Raw genomic sequence first — 17,337 nt, forward strand, 5'->3', positions numbered from 1 at the left:
ATTTCTATTTATTCTTTATGTAAAATAACCTACCTTGTCACACCGAGTGGGGGTTTTTGACGATAGGCAAAAACTCTTGTATCGAGGTGCAGTCGAAAAGTAGCGAATACTTTTATAGTTTCCATTAAACCACTTCTCGATACAACCCAGCAAGTCCAACTACGGCATTAAAAATGCCTGTTGGCTAAGCTGGCCCACTCGAAGTGACACCGAAAATTCGAGACTCCCAAAAGGTCGCACAAAATACGTAGTAATTTAATACCTGCCTTGTCATGTCGAGTTTCGCATTTTTGGTGGTAAACCAAAAATGCGAAGTATCGAGACAAAGTCGAAAAGTAACGAACTTATTTATATTTTCATAACTTACTTTCTTACAATTCATCAATCTTGCTATGTCCTAATTTTCATTTTCTTTACGGTGTATTCCTCTAGCTGCGCTCGTCGGATACAGGAGAAAACGAAACAAAAGAAAGTACACTTTTTCTGAGGTATTTTTCAGACAAGCTGAAAACCACTTGTATTTTGCTAAATTGGCTCCAAGGCTTTCCCGAATGCTCGGGACTCCCTAAGGGTCGCGCTAAGTAGATAGCGGTATATTATTCACTTTTAAGTCTATTATCCTACCTAATTTATGCGCAAAACACAAGTTATACTGAAGAAAAAAATTACAAAGCCCTGCTTTGAATCGCTTTTTGACGTGGGCTGCTGGTGTATAAAATAACTCTAAAACACGCCCTGTCAGTTCGAGTTTCGCTTTTTTGGTGGTAAACCAAAAATGCGAAGTATCGAGAACAAGTCGAAAAGTAGTGAATACTTTTATAGTTTCCATTAATATTTACTGCTAATCGAAAACTAAAAATACCCATTTCTTAATCCTCTACTTTTTTCCATTGCCGAAAAAAGTAGCAAAAAAGTCTAGGCTTACGAAACTAGCGCTAAATTGTAAGTTTGCAAGCTAAATTTTAGGAACTCCCCCGATTTCCAATCGGGCTCAAACAGCCTAAAATTTTTAACGCTTACTACACTGCCAATTTTACGCCCTATTTTCGATAGGCCGGTTTAAAATCGTATTTCTATTTATTCTTTTTAGTGAAATAACCTACCTTGTCATGCCGAGTGGGAGTTTTTGACGATAGGCAAAAACTCTTGTATCGAGGTAAAGTGGAAAAGTAACGAATACTTTTTTAGTTTCCATTAAACCACTTCTCGATACAACCCAGCAAGTCCAACTACGGCATTAAAAATGCCTGTTGGCTAGGCTGCGCCACTCGAAGTGACACCGACGTGTAGGGACTCCAAAAGCTCGCGACAAATGCGTAGCAGTATAAACTAATCGTCTAAATGGGCAATACGGGCGCCTTGGCGGAGTTTCTTGCTGGAGAGGTGCCAAGAATAACCGACTTGCAGCATGACTAGTGGGAAAAGCAGTACGGAGACTAAAGCTCCTATGACCAGCATAGCTTTGTTCCGCTTAAAGCGATAGGGCATCACCGAAGGGGGTATAGATTTTAACAGTGCCCAACGCGCTGCGGCATCGCCATGGTATTTCCTGAAAAAGTACAAAACACTGGGGACCGGTCGCGGTGCCAACCAGCTTTTGGGACGAAAACCATCCCAACTGCCCATCTCTCTTAAACCGCCTGAACCTACTTTTAAATGCAAACGCTTGGCATAGGGATTCGATACGTTTAAAAAGCCTGCTAAATAAACCCGCATCCCAAATTCACCATCGCCCATACGCTGTTTCTCAAATTGCCGATCGAATAAACCTATTCGCGAAAAGACTTCTTTTCTCAGCATAACGTTTCCGGTGTCTAGCTGACTAGATACCGAAAAATAAGCATAATGAGCCGGTACTTCGGCTCCTACTTGAGAAATGGATACTCCTGAAGATACCTCCGCTTGAAAATAATCTAAAGCTTTCATATGTTCGCTGATCCAATTTGAAGCTACCCTGCTGTCGTCATCATAGAGTAAAATAAAAGAACCTCTGGCTCGTTTTATGGCGGTATTTCGGGCCAACCAAAGCGCTTTCTCATGTTGGTGCAAAACCTGTATGTTCAAATCCCAGCCTCGGTAAAACTCCTCTTGAAAAGGAGTAGATTGGTCCACCACCAGTACTTCAAAGTGCTTATAATCCTGTTGCTCTAAATCTCGCAGCACCTCCTTTAAATAGGAATAACGGTTTAAAGTAGGAATGATGATACTTACCAATGGCTGTTGCTTTACCAAAGCCGACTCATAAGCAGCATAATCTTCGTAAGTGAGAGCCTGATTGTGCAGGTAACTACGCGAAGCTTTTCGGCCTTTTTGGTAGGCGGCGATTTCCTTAAAAGGATTCCGTAAACCCAGCAAGCGAATCAATAAGATATATACCGACCATATCGGATGAAAATACTTATGCGCAAAACGGTATTCATCCGCTAGGGGCAAAGTTTCAAAATCTGTATAAGTAGGTGCATCCCCAATATACCCCTTTTGTATCGCCTGCCATGATAAATCATAGGCTTGGGCCATAGTACTCTCGAAGTGAGTATCGGCATGCAGCTGCTGCTGTACTTTAGACGCCAATGCCTCAACTTGGGGAAAAATAAAATCCCCTTGCTTGCGCCTCAAACGAAAATACTGGGTAGGTTGTAAATAATTTAAAAATTGAAACATCAAAGTTTTTGGTATTCTTGTTTAAAAAAGCCTCCCATTCGCAATTGGCTTTGCCAGAGTTCTCGGTTGCTTTGTTGCAAAGCTACAAATTCTTCGGGGCGCAAAGCTTGGTGGAAAGCGATTAATTTTTCGGCTAGCTGAGCGCGGTCGGCGTAATCTACCCAAACCAGATGCTTTTTCCAATCTATGCTATCATTCAAAGGCAAGAGACCATCGGTATGCACATAAATGGGTATGCGACCCATCATCAGGCATTCATAAAAGCGCACCGAGAAATTACCTGCCCCGCGTACGCAAAGTACGTAGGCATTATCGCGTATATTCCGATAAAAAGCTCGGGTGCTTTCTTCTTTTTCGGCGGTGGTTTTGGCTCCAGCCCGGTACTGCTCCCGTACAATAAAATCACAGTTTACACCAGGATGTTGCTGTAAATTTGCCAACAATTGCGCACGTAAATGACTAGCCGAAAGCAGCGCTTGGGGTTCATCAGCTTTTAGTCCTAAGCGACTTAAGCTATTGCGTAAGCCTATTTTTATTAGCTCTTTAAAAGCTTGTTTTCGAGTAGCATTGGCTAGACCACAAAATCCTACTTGAGGCAAGGGAGTATGGTTTAAAAATACAGACTGAGATGAACCGAAATTCTCATCAAAACGGTCAGCTATGAACACAGGCATCCCTCGATGCCCTAAGCCTTGTTGACTAGCATAACCGCTCATTCGAAATACCGTCAAATGCGGATACACCGGTACTTTTACCCCAAAATCTCCCGCATTCCAACTCCAAACCGGCAGATTCAATTCTTGGGCGGCCCGAAGCAATTTTAGCGCCTGAGGCATGCGTTTGTATTTTTGGTAGTAATTCCAACTCCTGGGTAAGATGACCAACTCGGCTTCCTTCATCGTTTTTACAAAAGTACAATCTTTAGAGTGCAACTGATATAAAGCCATACGCTGGGTATCGGTAAAACTCGAGGCTTTGATGAATGCCTTTAAAAGCGGAAACAAAGCTCCACGTTCTTGCGGATGATAATGTTCTTTAGGGTAATAAATACGCATCATAAAGCTTGGGTATAAAATTGTTGAAAGGCTTGTTGTTGCTGTTCCAAATTAAACTGGTTTTGTACACGTTGCTGCGCCTGTTGCTGTACCTGCTGGCGTTGACTTTCGGGCAAGGAACAAACCTTCATGACTTGAGCCGCCAATTGCTGGGCATTCATTTCAGGCACCAACCAACCGCTATAAGCATCTTGAATATTCTCTCCTATCCCACCCCGATTAAATGCCACGCAAAGTTTACCCATGGCCTGAGCTTCCAACAGCGCATTACAAAAACCTTCAGTATAACTGCTTTGAACGTAAAGATGAGCATTTTGCATACATTCGAGGGTTTGCTTATGGCTCTGTAGGCCGAGCAAACTTATAAAATCCTTTAACTGCCTTTCATAAATATGATAAGCATAGCGTTCATTTTCGGCAGCTGTACCTCCACCAATTACTTTCCAATGAAAATTCAGTCCTTTTTGTTTCAATTGATATGCTGTTTCAATCAACACATCTAAACCTTTGATCCAATTGAAACGCGCTACGCTCAGCAATTGAATTTCACCCTGCCAATTAATATTTTTAACCGCTGGTAATTTATCAAGATCTACCGCTGGACTTATAATCTGAAAAGGTATATTTTTAGACAAACCTAAAGCATAAGCCTTTTTCAATAAGTGCCGGGAGATACTATGCAGCTTATCCACTTTTTGCCAGAGTAAATCATAAGCCTGCGGATGTTTAAGCGGGTAAACCCCAATATCATAACCGCGCAAACTCACAGCCATTTTAGCTCCAATGGCTTCGGCTACCAATTCTCGGTCTAATGCCATACTGGCAAAACCAAAATGCAGCCAATCGGCTTGGCATTGCAACAAACGCGCATTCAGGTAAATTTTTTCAAGTATGCGTTTTGGTTGGGTTTGCTGTTTGCGTTCCAATTGCCAGTACCGATAAAGCTTTGATGCATACGGCAATAAACCCAACAACACCCAAAACATTGCTCCAAGTTGTAGCAACACATTTTGATAGCGTTTAGGATGCTTTATATGCTTGCATAAATCAAAAGATCGCTGGCTAGGTCCGGTCACCAAGATTAGTTCATGCCCTTGGGCTTGCAAGCCTCTTATTTTAGACCGAAAAAAAGTTTCTGAATACCCAGGAGGAGAAGATAAAACTAAGACGATTTTCATGATGGTAGCATTTTTAGATACAATTGTTCATACGCATCGATTTCTTTATCTAAAGAAAAATGAGTCCTAGCGAGTTCTTTTGCCTCCATACTGGTTTCTTTATATTTCTTTTTGTCCATATACAAACTCATCAGGTAATTGATAGCCGCCTTTTTGTCATCGATTGGCAAACACTTCCCCCCCATTTGTTTCTCAAAAATATACTGAGTACCACCACCCGAATCACTACATAATACAGGCAAACCACAAGCAAGGCCTTCCAAAACCGATACTGGTAAACCCTCTTTAAAAGATGTTAAGGCCATTACCCAGTGTTGATTTATAACTTTAGGTAACTTACTTTGATCTACAAAAGATTTAAAATAAACGCGATTGCCGAGCTGTAATTCCTTTACTCTATTCTTTAATAATCTCAAATAATCAGGTTCAGCTTTACCATATAGGTAGAGTTCTATTTCTTTTGGTAAGTGATGCAATATTTCAATTAAAAATTTTTGATTTTTATTGGCATTAATATTACCTACACAACAAAGGCTAAAATTGGTGGTTTTTTGTACATTTTTTAAAGGGCGGAAGCGTTTTATATCGACCCCATGTGGTATAAACTGGATTTTATATTTTATAAACCAACCTGAAAAAAATCGTTGTTTCATACTCGGGTTATCATAGGCTATCTTTTTGGCTAAGATACTTTTAACTAACCAACGTTTGGACCAGGATGCATTTTTTTTAGTATAAACGTAAGGGACCCTTGCTAGACGACAACCAAGTGCCTCATAAAAATTGGACTTATAATCCCAAGAATGTACTAAATGAATGTCATTTTTTTTCAGCAAATCTGAAAAATGAAGGGCATCCTTTTTTACCGATTTGGTGTTTTGCTGCCGTAGACGATGCGTTAGAGGGATTTCCTCTGGAATCAATTCAGGATAACTTTCAACACTAACAAATGCTTCAAACTGTGAGGTGTTTAAACCTAATGCAACACTTTTCAAAACGTACTGACTCCCAGCAGTTTTAAAGTTCGGCAAGGTAAAAAGGATTCTATACCGCATAAAATCAAGCTTTTTTATAATAATTTGTTTTAGACCTTCTTTTTATACCAATTAGTTTTTTAATTTTTAAAAGAATGTTTCTAGGACTGTAGCGGTAAGATACAATACCCAAATAGGGCACATAAAGCCTTTTTGCATGGGTGCTGTTAATTTTCTTGGCGAATTTTCGCATAAATTTTAAACTAGCATAATAGGGCGTAGTGGATTGCCATTCAGTACCTAATCGTTCGTGAATTATTTTCACTTCACCTTCAAGTATCTTCATGGTGCCTAGACCGTGTAAATTATATTCTTCCGGAATAATAACGTAATGCAATTGATTAAAATGTTTAATCACCGCTTCCCTAAAGCCTGGCATATCGATGGTAATTTTAAGTTGTTGGCAGATTTGTAACCAATCTCCCATTAGCTTCTGCATAATTGAATTATTTCGATAAACAATTACCCCTGTATTGAATTCAGGAAAAACATCTTCAAAAACCATGTTCTTCCATCTTTTAGTATGCCTTTTTCTCTCGGTGGTAGTTGCAAAGTCTGCCATTTCAAGAAGATCAAATAAGTTATCAATATTAGCACAAACAAAGGTATCACTATCTAAAAAAACAGTTTTTCCAAATGGTGTATTTTGCATCCCTATGATTTTACTTAAATAACTATGCTTTTTTATTTCATTATTTGTAATAACAATATCGAAAAACTCATCTAATTCAGAATCAACCAATTCGTCAACGGTAATCAACGCTATGGGTAATTTAGTATGTAATTTTAAAGACTTGGCTGATTTAAGCGCTTCGAATTTAAATTTTTCTTTATTGGCTACAAATAAAAACCCACACTCTTTATTACTCATCTTTCTTACAATTAAAATTATTTTAAATCAAAACTAATTTTTCAATCCATAACGTTGCAAAGCACTTAGGGTAAGCAGCATACTTAAGGGATGACTATAGAACACCGCATCTTGGTTTTTAAAGCCCTTATAAATCTTATCAATACTGTCTGCACCTACCCAATCTACAAATGCTTCTCGTTGCAGGTAAGTCTGCAGTTGTTGATCATTGCGCTCGCCTAAAAATTGTAATTCCCAGTTGCGTTGCACATATGCTTGCCCCAAAGCAGCTTGAAGGCTTCTTTTTAGTTTTTGTTGTACTCTATAAGCCAGATTATACGGCATTTTATTGTAAGGGTAGGTATATAAATTAAAAGGCTTTTGCGCTTGCCAGGTTATTTTTGCCAAGCCTGGATTGCGTTGTTTGATATAAGCAATTTGTATGCGACGATCGGCGAGAAAAGACTCGGGTAATTCCATTATAAAACGGCACATACGTTCATCGTAATACGGCAAATGAATGGGATGGGCTTGTTCAAAAATTTGCAAATTGATGCTGGTCCATCGGGGAGCCCAATATAAACTCTTAAAAGCGCGAATACGAGCGCCCTGGTGTTCAATCTCGATTTTTGCTAGCAGTGCCGAGAGTCGGCTTTTTAAATAATCTTGAAAATCACCGGCTAGTTCCCATTGCTTCCATAAAGCTTCGGCCAAAGCCAATCCGCCTTTTTTGATTATCTTTTTATACAGAATTACGACATCATCTTTGCCTTCATCGGCTGCCGCAATGCCACGATCAAACAACACATCGCCCCAATGCCCCAAAGAGAATTCGCCTTGCATTTGCTTAAAAGCATCTAACACCGCCATTTGACGGGCGTGGGTAAATTCAGAATAACCAGAATTGATTTTCACCAAATCTTCGATCACCGACCATAAATAGCCGGGCGGAATTAAAAATCCCTGAAAAGGAAATGCACAAACACGGGCTATTTTCTCCGATAACTGATGTTCGGGGTAACCACGAGTAAAAGCATAGGAATAAGAAGATACCTCGGCTCCAATATGTTTTAATCCGGCTGCTTGCGAACGGCTATCCAATCCGCCTGAGAGCGGAAGCAGTACTTTATGCCCCGCAGCTTGTTCTTTTAAAATTTGCTCGTACAAATCGGTGAATTCATCTACTGCGGTTTGAAAACTAATGTTACGCGGTTGATATTGCCATTTAAAATGAGCTTCTTGATGCTTTATCGCCCCCTGCTCATCTAGGGTATAGGTTTGTCCGGGTTGCAAAACTTTACGGTTTTCAAAAAAATCATCTTCGCCCAAAAAGAAGCCCGTAGCCGCATAAATGCAAAGCGCTTTTTTATTGAGTTTTGCGGCAGCATTGGGTACTTGAGCGAACTGCTGATGCAACGGAATGCAATCGGTTTTGATTTTCATAGTGTTTTGGCTAAAGCACGAAGATACATTTTTTTAAGCGCTTGGCTAAGTGTTTAAAGCAAGTCTTGGTATAAGGCAATCATACCTTGAACCATCTGCTGTTCTTGGTGCTGCTTTTTTACTTTTTTGCGTGCGGCATTAGCTATTTGGCTATACGTACTTTTGTTCAGTTGTGCTACTTCCTCGATTTGATTGGCTAGCGCCAAAGCATCCCGACTGGGTACCAACCAACCGTTTTCTTGGTGGCTAATTAGTTCTGCCATACCACCGCAGCGAGTCGAAATCACTGGCGTGCCTAAAGCCATGGCTTCTACGACTACATTGGCTAAGCCTTCCTCAATACTGGGTAATAGCATAAAATCGGCTGCTTGCACAGCGCTTTTAACTTTCTCTATGGGTACACGCGGCAATAAACTTACTTGTTCTTCCAAGCCGAAAGCCTGACGTAGGTAAAGGCATTCCTCGTCTCCGGCTGCTCCAATAATTTGATAGTGAAAAGACAAGCCGCGTTCTTTTAACAGCTTACAGGCACGTAATGCCATGGGGTAGTCTTTGATCCAATGACTACGGCCTACCGATATCAACTCCAAGGTCTCGGAGTTTACACGCTTTTCGCTGAATGTAAAGTCGTTTATAGCCAAACCCGTGTATACCACCGCTTCTACCCCAGTATGCGGCCGACCTATTTGGGCACCTACTTGCTGGATTGCTCGAGAAACCGAATGAATACCGTCGAGTTGGGGGTACCATTCTTGTAAATAGGCGAAGTTTTCTGGATTAACAAAGGGACGTACATTGATATGAAAACCACGCTGACTTAAAAGCAGTTTGAACTGGCGTTGCTCGCGATAAGGCTCTAGCCAGGGCAATAAAGAAGGCCATTGTACATGCAACACATCGGGTTGATGATTTTCTAATACAAAAGCTAGGTTTTGTTGTTGTAAGGCTTGGCGGTTGCCACGCAGGGAATGCTTTAGCGTATGTTTAAAGCTAGCCCAGGTAAACTTTTGCCAAGCATAATACCAACTGGTTTGCAGCAAGCGTCTTTTTGACTGGTTGCTGCCCAAAGGCCGGTACTGCACCCCAGCAACTGGATGCGGATTTGCCTCATTAAAGCCCATCACGCTCACCTCTATGCCGGCTTTTACCAAACCCGCTAATAAACGGCGAATAAAAGCAGTTGTCGAATAGGAACCGTCAAAAAGAATGATTTTCATGTTTTGATTAATTATTCATTACAAGATTATGAAATTCACTAACACGATTCGCAATTTCCATCCAGTCATATTCTAAGGCTTTTTGTCTTGACAGCCTAGATATATTTTCCAATTGCTCAGGATTTTTTAAAATTTTTACTAGTGTCTCAATATAGGCATCTTGATCACTTAGCAAAAAATTACCCGTATTCCTTAAGTAGCTTGAAACACCTCCAACATCTGATGTTACAATGGGTAAACCACAAGCCAAAGCTTCTAAAATAGAATTACAGGCCGTAGCGTCAAGTAAAGGTAAAAATAATACATCTGCCTTTTGGTAAAAAGACCTTAATTCTATATCATTTATATTGTGATGAATCTTAATCTTATCGTGTAGGCGTATTTCAGTAGCATATTCTTTACGCAAAATTACATCAACTTGCACCCCTTTAATCTTTTCAATAAGTACTTTAATTACAGTGTTAAAAGTTTTAAAATCACGTAAATGCTGCCCTACGAATAAAATATTTTTTGACTGCTTTACAGTTGTTTTAGATGCTAAAGGTGTAAAAAATTGAGTGTCTACACCATGAGGTATATATTTAACGTGTTCTAAATGCAAGCATTCTTTAATAAAGTCGACCTGATTCTCGCCCACGCAAACAGCTGCATTTAAACTCTTTAAATAGCTTAAGTTTGTTATTTGCGTTTTTAGTATGGCAGGAGGCTTATGAAAACTTGCAAAATACTTAAGGTTTTTGCGTCTATTGTATTTTACATTAAAACGCACATCACGTTCACCATTAAGATAATGCACGATGCTAGCTTTGCTTTTATTAGATTTTAAAACTCTTAAAAGCTCATACTCTTTCATCACACTTGTAGAATCATACAAACCTGCTTGTTTTGAGCTGACCTTACTAATGAGTTTAGCTATTTTATAAGGCATAATATTTCTACCATAAATGCTTGTTGGGTCTGGAAAATAATCTATTAAACGACTATAACCTGAGTTTTTAGCGTGATGGGTAGAGCGGTGATGAATAAAAATGGTTTGCATTACAATTTCTCATTTATAACAGTTTCTAATACCCGTTTAACTGTTTGCTCTGGATGTATATGTTTTTCAAAATATGCCCTAGCATTTATAGAAAGTTGATTCGCTAACTTATCATTTTCTAACACTAATTTTATATTACTTATTAGCTCTTCGTTATTTTCAAAGAAAAGCAATTCCTTGCCATGCGTTAATGGCACAGGTAAATCTGTAGTTAATTTCTCTGCAATGATCACCTTGGCTTGCGACATATATTCCGCCATTTTCCATGCTGGTGATTTTGCTAGGCCACGGGTATAGATGACTACTTTCGCTTGCTTCAAGGCCTTTAAATATTTATGCGGTTCTGATGGAACATTGGTTAAAGCGTCACTATATTTTTCAGTAGCTAATTTTGATTTAATAAAACCACCTTTAAATTTATTATTAAAAACAAGAGACAAAAGTTTTATAATTTTATAGCGCTGTTCGTGTATTTCTTTAACATCATTGTTTGAATCGTCTTCGAAACAACGTGTTTGAAAAAAAACAATGTTCTCATTAGCTTCTGAATAGTTGTTATAATCGTTTATGTATCGGGGATTTTTCAGAAGTGATAATTGGTTCTTATGGTAAGTCAACTTTTTATTAAGTCTTTTGAAAAGGTAACTGTCAATCTTTAGTGATTTAACAATGTTAGTAAGTAAATATTTATATTTTAATCTTTTATTTTTTGTGAAATAACTTGAATAAACTTTAAATGTTAAACCTAAGCTACATAATTTAGCAGTATGCTGCTTTGGTAAATGATTAACCATATCGTATGAAAAATTTCTTTTAAATACGAAATCACAGTTCTCTAATGCATATGATGAGAACTGATTTTCAAAATCATAAGTATCTACAGCAAAAAAAACAGTTTTAGAAAATTTCCTATTACACAATTCAAAATAAGCAGTTTTTGGAAATTCTTGTTCTGTATAACTTACCATTCCTTCATCAATGATTGTTCTGCCCTTCTTTTTTTTAAAATTATTTATGTATTTAATCTTTAAACCTACCTTAGCAGAAAACTCTGTCAGCCCGGTTAGAAAAAAAGAAGATTGACTTAATTCTTCCGGAACATAAACTTTTAGACTATAATCTTTAAAATTTATTTTATTCATTACTCAGGGCATCATTAATAGAACTTTCTAGGACCTGATATGTTTTATCTAAACTAAAATCAGTTATAGCTTTTTCTTTTGCATTTTTAGAAACTTCGTAGGATTTCTTTTCATCTTTGAAATATTCTAAAACTGTTTGTGCATAGTTTTCTGGTTGACTGAGTAAGCCGTTTATTCCTGAAGTAATCACATCTTTTGGACCTCCAGGACAGTCAATACCTGCTACGGGTGTGCCGCATGCCATGGCCTCAATCATTACCATACCAAAGGTTTCTTTATCACTTGGTAGCATAAATAAATCAGCTTCTTGAAAATATCGCACAAGCTCATTATGTTCCTTGTGACCTAAAAAATTTACTTTATTGTCTAAACCTTTATCTTCAACAAGCTTTTTTAGCTTATCAAGATAAGGCTCTGAAAAAACTGGACCTATAATGTCTAAACTTGCTTTCTCAAATCCATTATTTACAAGTTTATCTAAGGCTTCAATTGCTAAATGAATACGCTTCCACTCTACAATTCTACCAACATATAAAAGTTTTGCTTGTGTCGTATTCTTTTGAGAAGGCTTAAATACATCGCAGTCAACACCTAACGGAAAAACTCTGATATCTAAATCTTTAAACATTTCTAACTTTTCCATCGATTGCTTCTGCAAATGTGTGTGTACGAGTATATGATGCGCATTTTTATAATACTCCCTATTTCTATCATTGTCCGAATAATGTTGACCTCCAAGCATAGCAATATACTTTTTACCTTTGTTTAGGATAACTTTAGAAAGATCATAAGAGAAAGGACTTGAGTGGCCAGACATATTAATAATGGATACATCCGGTGTGGATTTTTGATAGAACTTTAAACATTTTTTAGATTGCTGCTTTTTCCATTTTTTATGATCATTATTAAACTTAAAATCTACTGGAAAAAAACGATATGTTATGCCTTCAAAATCATAATTATAACTACTAAATTTTGATGTCAAATAGTGAATTTCACAAGCATTTTGCGTTTTATCCTTATATCGTTTTAACGACTTTAAGTGTGGCTGACTGTGATAGGTAGCAACACTACTTTCAACAACTCCTGCAGCTTTAGGAGTAAATGGATGTAAAATAGCAATTTTCATTTAAAGATTCTTTAAAAGGTGATTGACGATATTAATTTGTTGATTTTTAATTTTTATCATTTTGCCAAATAATTTTTGCTGTTCGTAATCTAAATTTGAATATAGATGATTAATTTTTAATAAAATTTCATCAACGCTCAAATTATCTACTTTGGTTTTATATGCACTAGTTAATCCCGTAGTATAAATAAAATCAGAAATCTTTGGCTCATACTCCAAGGCGTGGAACGGGGTGCCCACACAGGCAGAAAAAATAATAGAATGTAATCTTTGCCCAACAAAAACATCCAGCGACTCCAAAAAGCTTAATGATTTCTTTAAATTAGAGTAATTATAATAAACAGTTATCTCCTTAAAATCCTTTAACCTAATTTTTTCAAGCATATATTCTGTATCTTGCCGCGTCGTTGGGTAAAGATAGACTTCCCAGCCGGTATTTATCAATCTCTCAACAAGCTTATAAGCGAATTTTTCTATCGTTCTTTGATCGCCGCCATATATCCTATTGCTTATATTTGCAAAATTTAAACCTATTTTTTTTGTTTTACTTTTAAGTTTAATTTCACTTTTCGTAAAATAAATTGCGGGGTCATGATAAACTTTAATATTTGTTTTAACACTCCACTTTTCTAACTCTTTCTTAGATAATACACCTCGCACAGATAAAAAGGTAGCTTTATTCAAAGTATCTCTCCACCCTACTTTATCTACTGGAAAATTAATCATTTGAGCGAATTCAGGGTCAGCTACTCCAGGTCCTAAAACTATTAATTTCGAATTAGGATATCTATTAAGCATTTTATTTAAAATTCTTAAATAACTTTCATTTCTTCGTTTTCTTATGATTGTTCCTCCTCCCAGAATTATAAAATCAGGCGACGACATTATTTTTCTTAAAAACCTACCTGAGCTTGGCTTATTGTAAGATATTTCATAAATATTTAATTTTGATTCGAAAGATTTTTTAATAGCAACTAAAATGGCATTATCGCCCAAATTCTGCATACCTGTACACCCAACATAGAATGCTCTCTTTTTATTTGAAAAAATATATGTTATCGTGGATGGTAAGAATTTTAATTCTCTTCTAAGAACTTCAATATAATGTGATATTTTATTCAAGACTTCAACTTTATAATTTATTTTTTAAACCCTTTAAGTAAGTGTTTTTCTTTTTCTTTAACTCATTTTTCTTTAATCTTACATAATAACCTTGAAAAAAGTTTTTAATCTCATTGAGTAGATGCTTTAATTGGGTGTTGCTTTGGTAATGCATCCCTTGATATGAAATATAAAATTGCTGTTGGCTGTCTTTGTATTTTATTTCTGAAAACTTCATGGTTCTCTTCCAGTTGATAAAGTGCAAATACATCACTTCTTCATCTGTTTTGGTGTTTATCATCTTGCCATTATCCCACAACCATCTGTCTAAGTGATATTCTTGGTGTGAGTCTTTGCCGCGTTCTTGGTTGCATAAAATACTGTCCCACTTAACTTTGATATTTAAATTTCTAAATACATCAGAGTTTTTGAGATATGCTGTAAGTACAACTTCATCTGTCCACTTAAACTCTGGCACCTCAAATAATTGTTTATAGTTGGGTAATTTTTTGTACAAGCTATTGATTTGCGCTGTATTTCTGAACAAATTAAAATGGCCTGAAATCGCTTCCTTTCTGCTGGAAATCATATCAAAGCTATTTAGAATATCTTCTGTCATGAATTTACGGATATCTCCCCATATAATATCCATATCACAGATGCCCCAAAAATCGTACTCAGCAACTTCCTTAGAAAAAATTTCGCCATAAGCTGGTTTTAAATCACAGAACTTTCTTGGGTTTAAAGGGACTTCTGCTTCAACTATAGGGTTTACTTTTTTATTTAATTCTGGTAATGTTGTTCGTAAAAACTTGATGTTGTCTGGATGATTATCAGGAATTTCACAATCAGTAGGGCATAACCAATTAATTGTAGGATTCTTCTCAATAGATTTGAGGTAAGCCTCAAACCAAAGTGGCCATTTGCCAAAATAAGGGATGATGAGAAGGATTGATTTCATTTGAATGTTAAATTTTATATTTCATACGATCAAATCCTTTTTTAAAAATCATATTTAAAAAAAGATAAATAGAAAATTCAACAATACTTAAATTAAAAGATTTCCTGAAAAAATTATAGTGTAAAAAAACAAAATAAGGCCTATTTTTTTCTATATAAGACCTATAAAGCTTCCTGTTTTTACGGTGATATTCAAAAGCAACCTCATCTATTTCAGAATATTTACTAAGCATTTTTTTATTCAACAATATCTGAGTATTTGCGAACTTAAACTTCAAGTTTGCAGCTTGGCGTGTTATTGAATTTTCACTTTTACGATAATAATAAAGATAATTTCGAATTCGTCCTATTTTTAATGACTGACTAAACAAACGTATTAAATAGTCATGATCCTGACCTCTAATTAATTTTTCATCAAAAATCACATCAATAGTTTTACTTCTTACAATAATAGGGTCTCCTATTAAAATATTATTCCTAGACTTAATAAAGTCAATATAAAAATCATTTTTCTCCACTATATCAAACTCTTTGCGTAAATTACTATATTGAGTTCCGAGCTTATTTATTGATGTAGTAGTTTTAGAAATTATAACATCAACTTTAGATCTTATTATATTTCTGACTTTAATCTCTAAGCTTTCGACATGCATCAAATCATCAGAATCAAACCACTGAATGTATTCGCCTTTACTCATTTTGAAACCATAGTTCCTAGCTCCGTTTCCACCCGGCAGGTGTTCATCGGGTCGGTGGTAGTACCGTATGCGCGAGTCTTTGGCGCAGTATTTCGCCATTAGTTCATCGGTAGCATCGGTGCTGCCATCGTCTACTACAATACACTCCCAATTGGTATAGGTTTGCGCCAACACCGAGTCCAGGGTCTCTCCTATAAGATGGGCTCGGTTGTAGGTGGGAATAATGATAGAAACAAGGGGCTGTTCTGCCATAAATTTGCCTTTTCTTTTAAGCTACAAGTATACGCATTTTTGTTGGTTTCTAATCGGGAGGTTTAGGTAAGTTAGCCGTTAAGCTTCTTTTTTTTCAACCGCCAAGCCGTATTGCTCATACAGCAAATCTACAAAGAACTCACGCTCTTTTGAGAAGCTTTTAGACAAGGTTAGCGTGGTATAGTCTAGGTTAAGGGGGTAACCTTGCTGGTTGTACCAGGTTCTAAACTCATAATCCCGAGGGATAATCAGCTGGTCTTTTTCTTGCATTCTGCGGTAAACATAACTCAGGGTGGTTTGGTTATCGGCCTTTTGCGCAATGGCATGAAACAGCAAATAAGCCTGTGAACAACTAAAAATAGCTGTGGGATAATGGATGGCCTTGCTTGAACTAGACTGTGGCTGGTAATGAATGGCTTGTGCAAAATGTTGCATAAAATCTTCTTGATCAAAGTCTGCTGCACTTAAATCGAGCGTGTAGATGATATGATTGGTCAATTGGCGCACCCAGCGGCACAGCAGCTGTTTCAAATCATTTTGGGTAGCAGTTGTTAAATAAGCAGAGTTTACCAAATGGCGTATCGCTTTTATTTTATCAACAACAGACGGAAAGGCATAAACCACCGGCAACTCTAATTCGCCTATAAAATGTTGCGCGTAATAATTGGCAAAATTCTGCTCTAGATAGTATAGTTCATCTCTTAAGTCAGTAAAATTGAAATAATCTATTGAACCCATATTCTCGGTAATAAAACGCTCTATTCCGATAAGCTCTGGGCTATCTGGTCGGTAGTCAACCGCGCGATCTATACGCCTATAAGCCTTTTTGTTCTTTTTTAAATAGGCGAGGTAATTGCGTATTTCTGGATACTCAGAATTCTTTAACCCTTCGATCTCCAATTCACAAAACTCAGCGATGAATGAACGCCAGTAATTACTCCCCTCCTTTATCCGTAAATTAGCAGTTTGATAACGGTGCAACAGGTAATCCCGTTTATTTTCAACTTCTTTCTGTTCACTAATTTTAAAATCTTGAAATTCTAATGCGGCCAACATGCGTTTGATAAATAGTTGGTGATAGGCTTCAGGGTCCTTGGGCGTATTTATAATATCCTCATCTATTTCTCGCTCAAAGGGGTTGTAATCGTATAAGTCTGCTAGCCTCATAGGGTGGTTTAGGTGTTGGTTAACAGTATAAAGATAGTATTTTTTTAAAATTACTTTTTTCGGGATGCAATCGAGCAACAGCGAGGGGGTAAGGAAAAAACCTTCCTTGTCATGTCGAGTTTTGGATTTTTGGGCGATAGAACAAAAATGCGAAGTATCGAGATCCCGAAGCGTCGGGACTCCCAAAAGGTCGCACTAATTCCGTTTAATACCTGCCTTGTCACACCGAGTGAGGGTTTTTGACGGCAGACAAAAACTCTTGTATCGAGGTGCAGTCGAAAAGTAGGGAGTTTAATTACTTTTTCAAAACCTACATCATAACAATTCATCAATCTTGCTATGTCCTAATTTTCATTTTCTTTACGGTGTATTCCTCTCGCTGCGCTCGTCGGATACAGGAGAAAACGAAAC

At 37.2% G+C, this 17,337-nt stretch carries 14 protein-coding genes; all 14 read right to left on the reverse strand.

Annotated features, from left to right (window positions below):
* Positions 1-1,329 precede the first annotated feature (1,329 nt).
* Entirely contained in the window at positions 1,330-2,661 is a 1,332-nt protein-coding gene (locus ACFSQ0_RS11360) for a glycosyltransferase family 2 protein (protein WP_379048347.1), read from the reverse strand.
* Positions 2,661-3,719, reverse strand: coding sequence for a hypothetical protein (locus tag ACFSQ0_RS11365; protein WP_379048349.1), 1,059 nt, complete (start codon positions 3,717-3,719; stop codon positions 2,661-2,663). Before ACFSQ0_RS11365 ends, ACFSQ0_RS11360 begins: the two co-directional genes overlap by 1 nt.
* On the reverse strand, positions 3,716-4,894 hold the full coding sequence (locus ACFSQ0_RS11370) for a glycosyltransferase (RefSeq protein WP_379048351.1): 1,179 nt from the start codon (positions 4,892-4,894) through the stop codon (positions 3,716-3,718). Before ACFSQ0_RS11370 ends, ACFSQ0_RS11365 begins: the two co-directional genes overlap by 4 nt.
* A complete protein-coding gene (locus tag ACFSQ0_RS11375) occupies positions 4,891-5,949 on the reverse strand; it encodes a glycosyltransferase family 4 protein (protein WP_379048353.1) in 1,059 nt (352 codons plus the stop codon). The genes ACFSQ0_RS11370 and ACFSQ0_RS11375 overlap by 4 nt, the downstream gene beginning before the upstream one ends.
* Positions 5,950-5,953: 4 nt before the next feature.
* Positions 5,954-6,799 (reverse strand): hypothetical protein, encoded by an 846-nt coding sequence (locus ACFSQ0_RS11380; protein ID WP_379048355.1) that lies wholly within the window; start codon positions 6,797-6,799, stop codon positions 5,954-5,956.
* 33 nt (positions 6,800-6,832) lie between these two features.
* Positions 6,833-8,221, reverse strand: a complete 1,389-nt coding sequence (locus ACFSQ0_RS11385; protein ID WP_379048357.1) for an asparagine synthetase B family protein — start codon at positions 8,219-8,221, stop codon at positions 6,833-6,835.
* 53 nt (positions 8,222-8,274) lie between these two features.
* A complete protein-coding gene (locus ACFSQ0_RS11390; RefSeq protein ID WP_379048359.1) occupies positions 8,275-9,438 on the reverse strand; it encodes a glycosyltransferase family 4 protein in 1,164 nt (387 codons plus the stop codon).
* A 7-nt stretch (positions 9,439-9,445) separates the two neighbouring features.
* Complete coding sequence (locus ACFSQ0_RS11395; RefSeq protein WP_379048361.1) at positions 9,446-10,477, reverse strand: glycosyltransferase family 4 protein; 1,032 nt, start codon at positions 10,475-10,477, stop codon at positions 9,446-9,448.
* Positions 10,477-11,619, reverse strand: a complete 1,143-nt coding sequence (locus ACFSQ0_RS11400) for a glycosyltransferase (RefSeq protein ID WP_379048363.1) — start codon at positions 11,617-11,619, stop codon at positions 10,477-10,479. Before ACFSQ0_RS11400 ends, ACFSQ0_RS11395 begins: the two co-directional genes overlap by 1 nt.
* Complete coding sequence (locus ACFSQ0_RS11405) at positions 11,612-12,748, reverse strand: glycosyltransferase family 4 protein (RefSeq protein WP_379048365.1); 1,137 nt, start codon at positions 12,746-12,748, stop codon at positions 11,612-11,614. The genes ACFSQ0_RS11400 and ACFSQ0_RS11405 overlap by 8 nt, the downstream gene beginning before the upstream one ends.
* Complete coding sequence (locus tag ACFSQ0_RS11410; RefSeq protein WP_379048367.1) at positions 12,749-13,870, reverse strand: polysaccharide pyruvyl transferase family protein; 1,122 nt, start codon at positions 13,868-13,870, stop codon at positions 12,749-12,751.
* Between the two features lie 10 nt (positions 13,871-13,880).
* On the reverse strand, positions 13,881-14,810 hold the full coding sequence (locus ACFSQ0_RS11415) for a DUF6625 family protein (RefSeq protein WP_379048369.1): 930 nt from the start codon (positions 14,808-14,810) through the stop codon (positions 13,881-13,883).
* A 7-nt stretch (positions 14,811-14,817) separates the two neighbouring features.
* A complete protein-coding gene (locus ACFSQ0_RS11420; protein WP_379048371.1) occupies positions 14,818-15,759 on the reverse strand; it encodes a glycosyltransferase family 2 protein in 942 nt (313 codons plus the stop codon).
* A 78-nt stretch (positions 15,760-15,837) separates the two neighbouring features.
* The gene (locus ACFSQ0_RS11425; RefSeq protein WP_379048373.1) at positions 15,838-16,926 is read right to left on the reverse strand and encodes a hypothetical protein; all 1,089 of its coding nucleotides are present in this window, start codon (positions 16,924-16,926) and stop codon (positions 15,838-15,840) included.
* Positions 16,927-17,337: the final 411 nt, after the last annotated feature.

Source organism: Mesonia sediminis (genome assembly GCF_042684705.1).
GTDB classification, from domain to species: domain Bacteria; phylum Bacteroidota; class Bacteroidia; order Flavobacteriales; family Flavobacteriaceae; genus Mesonia; species Mesonia sediminis.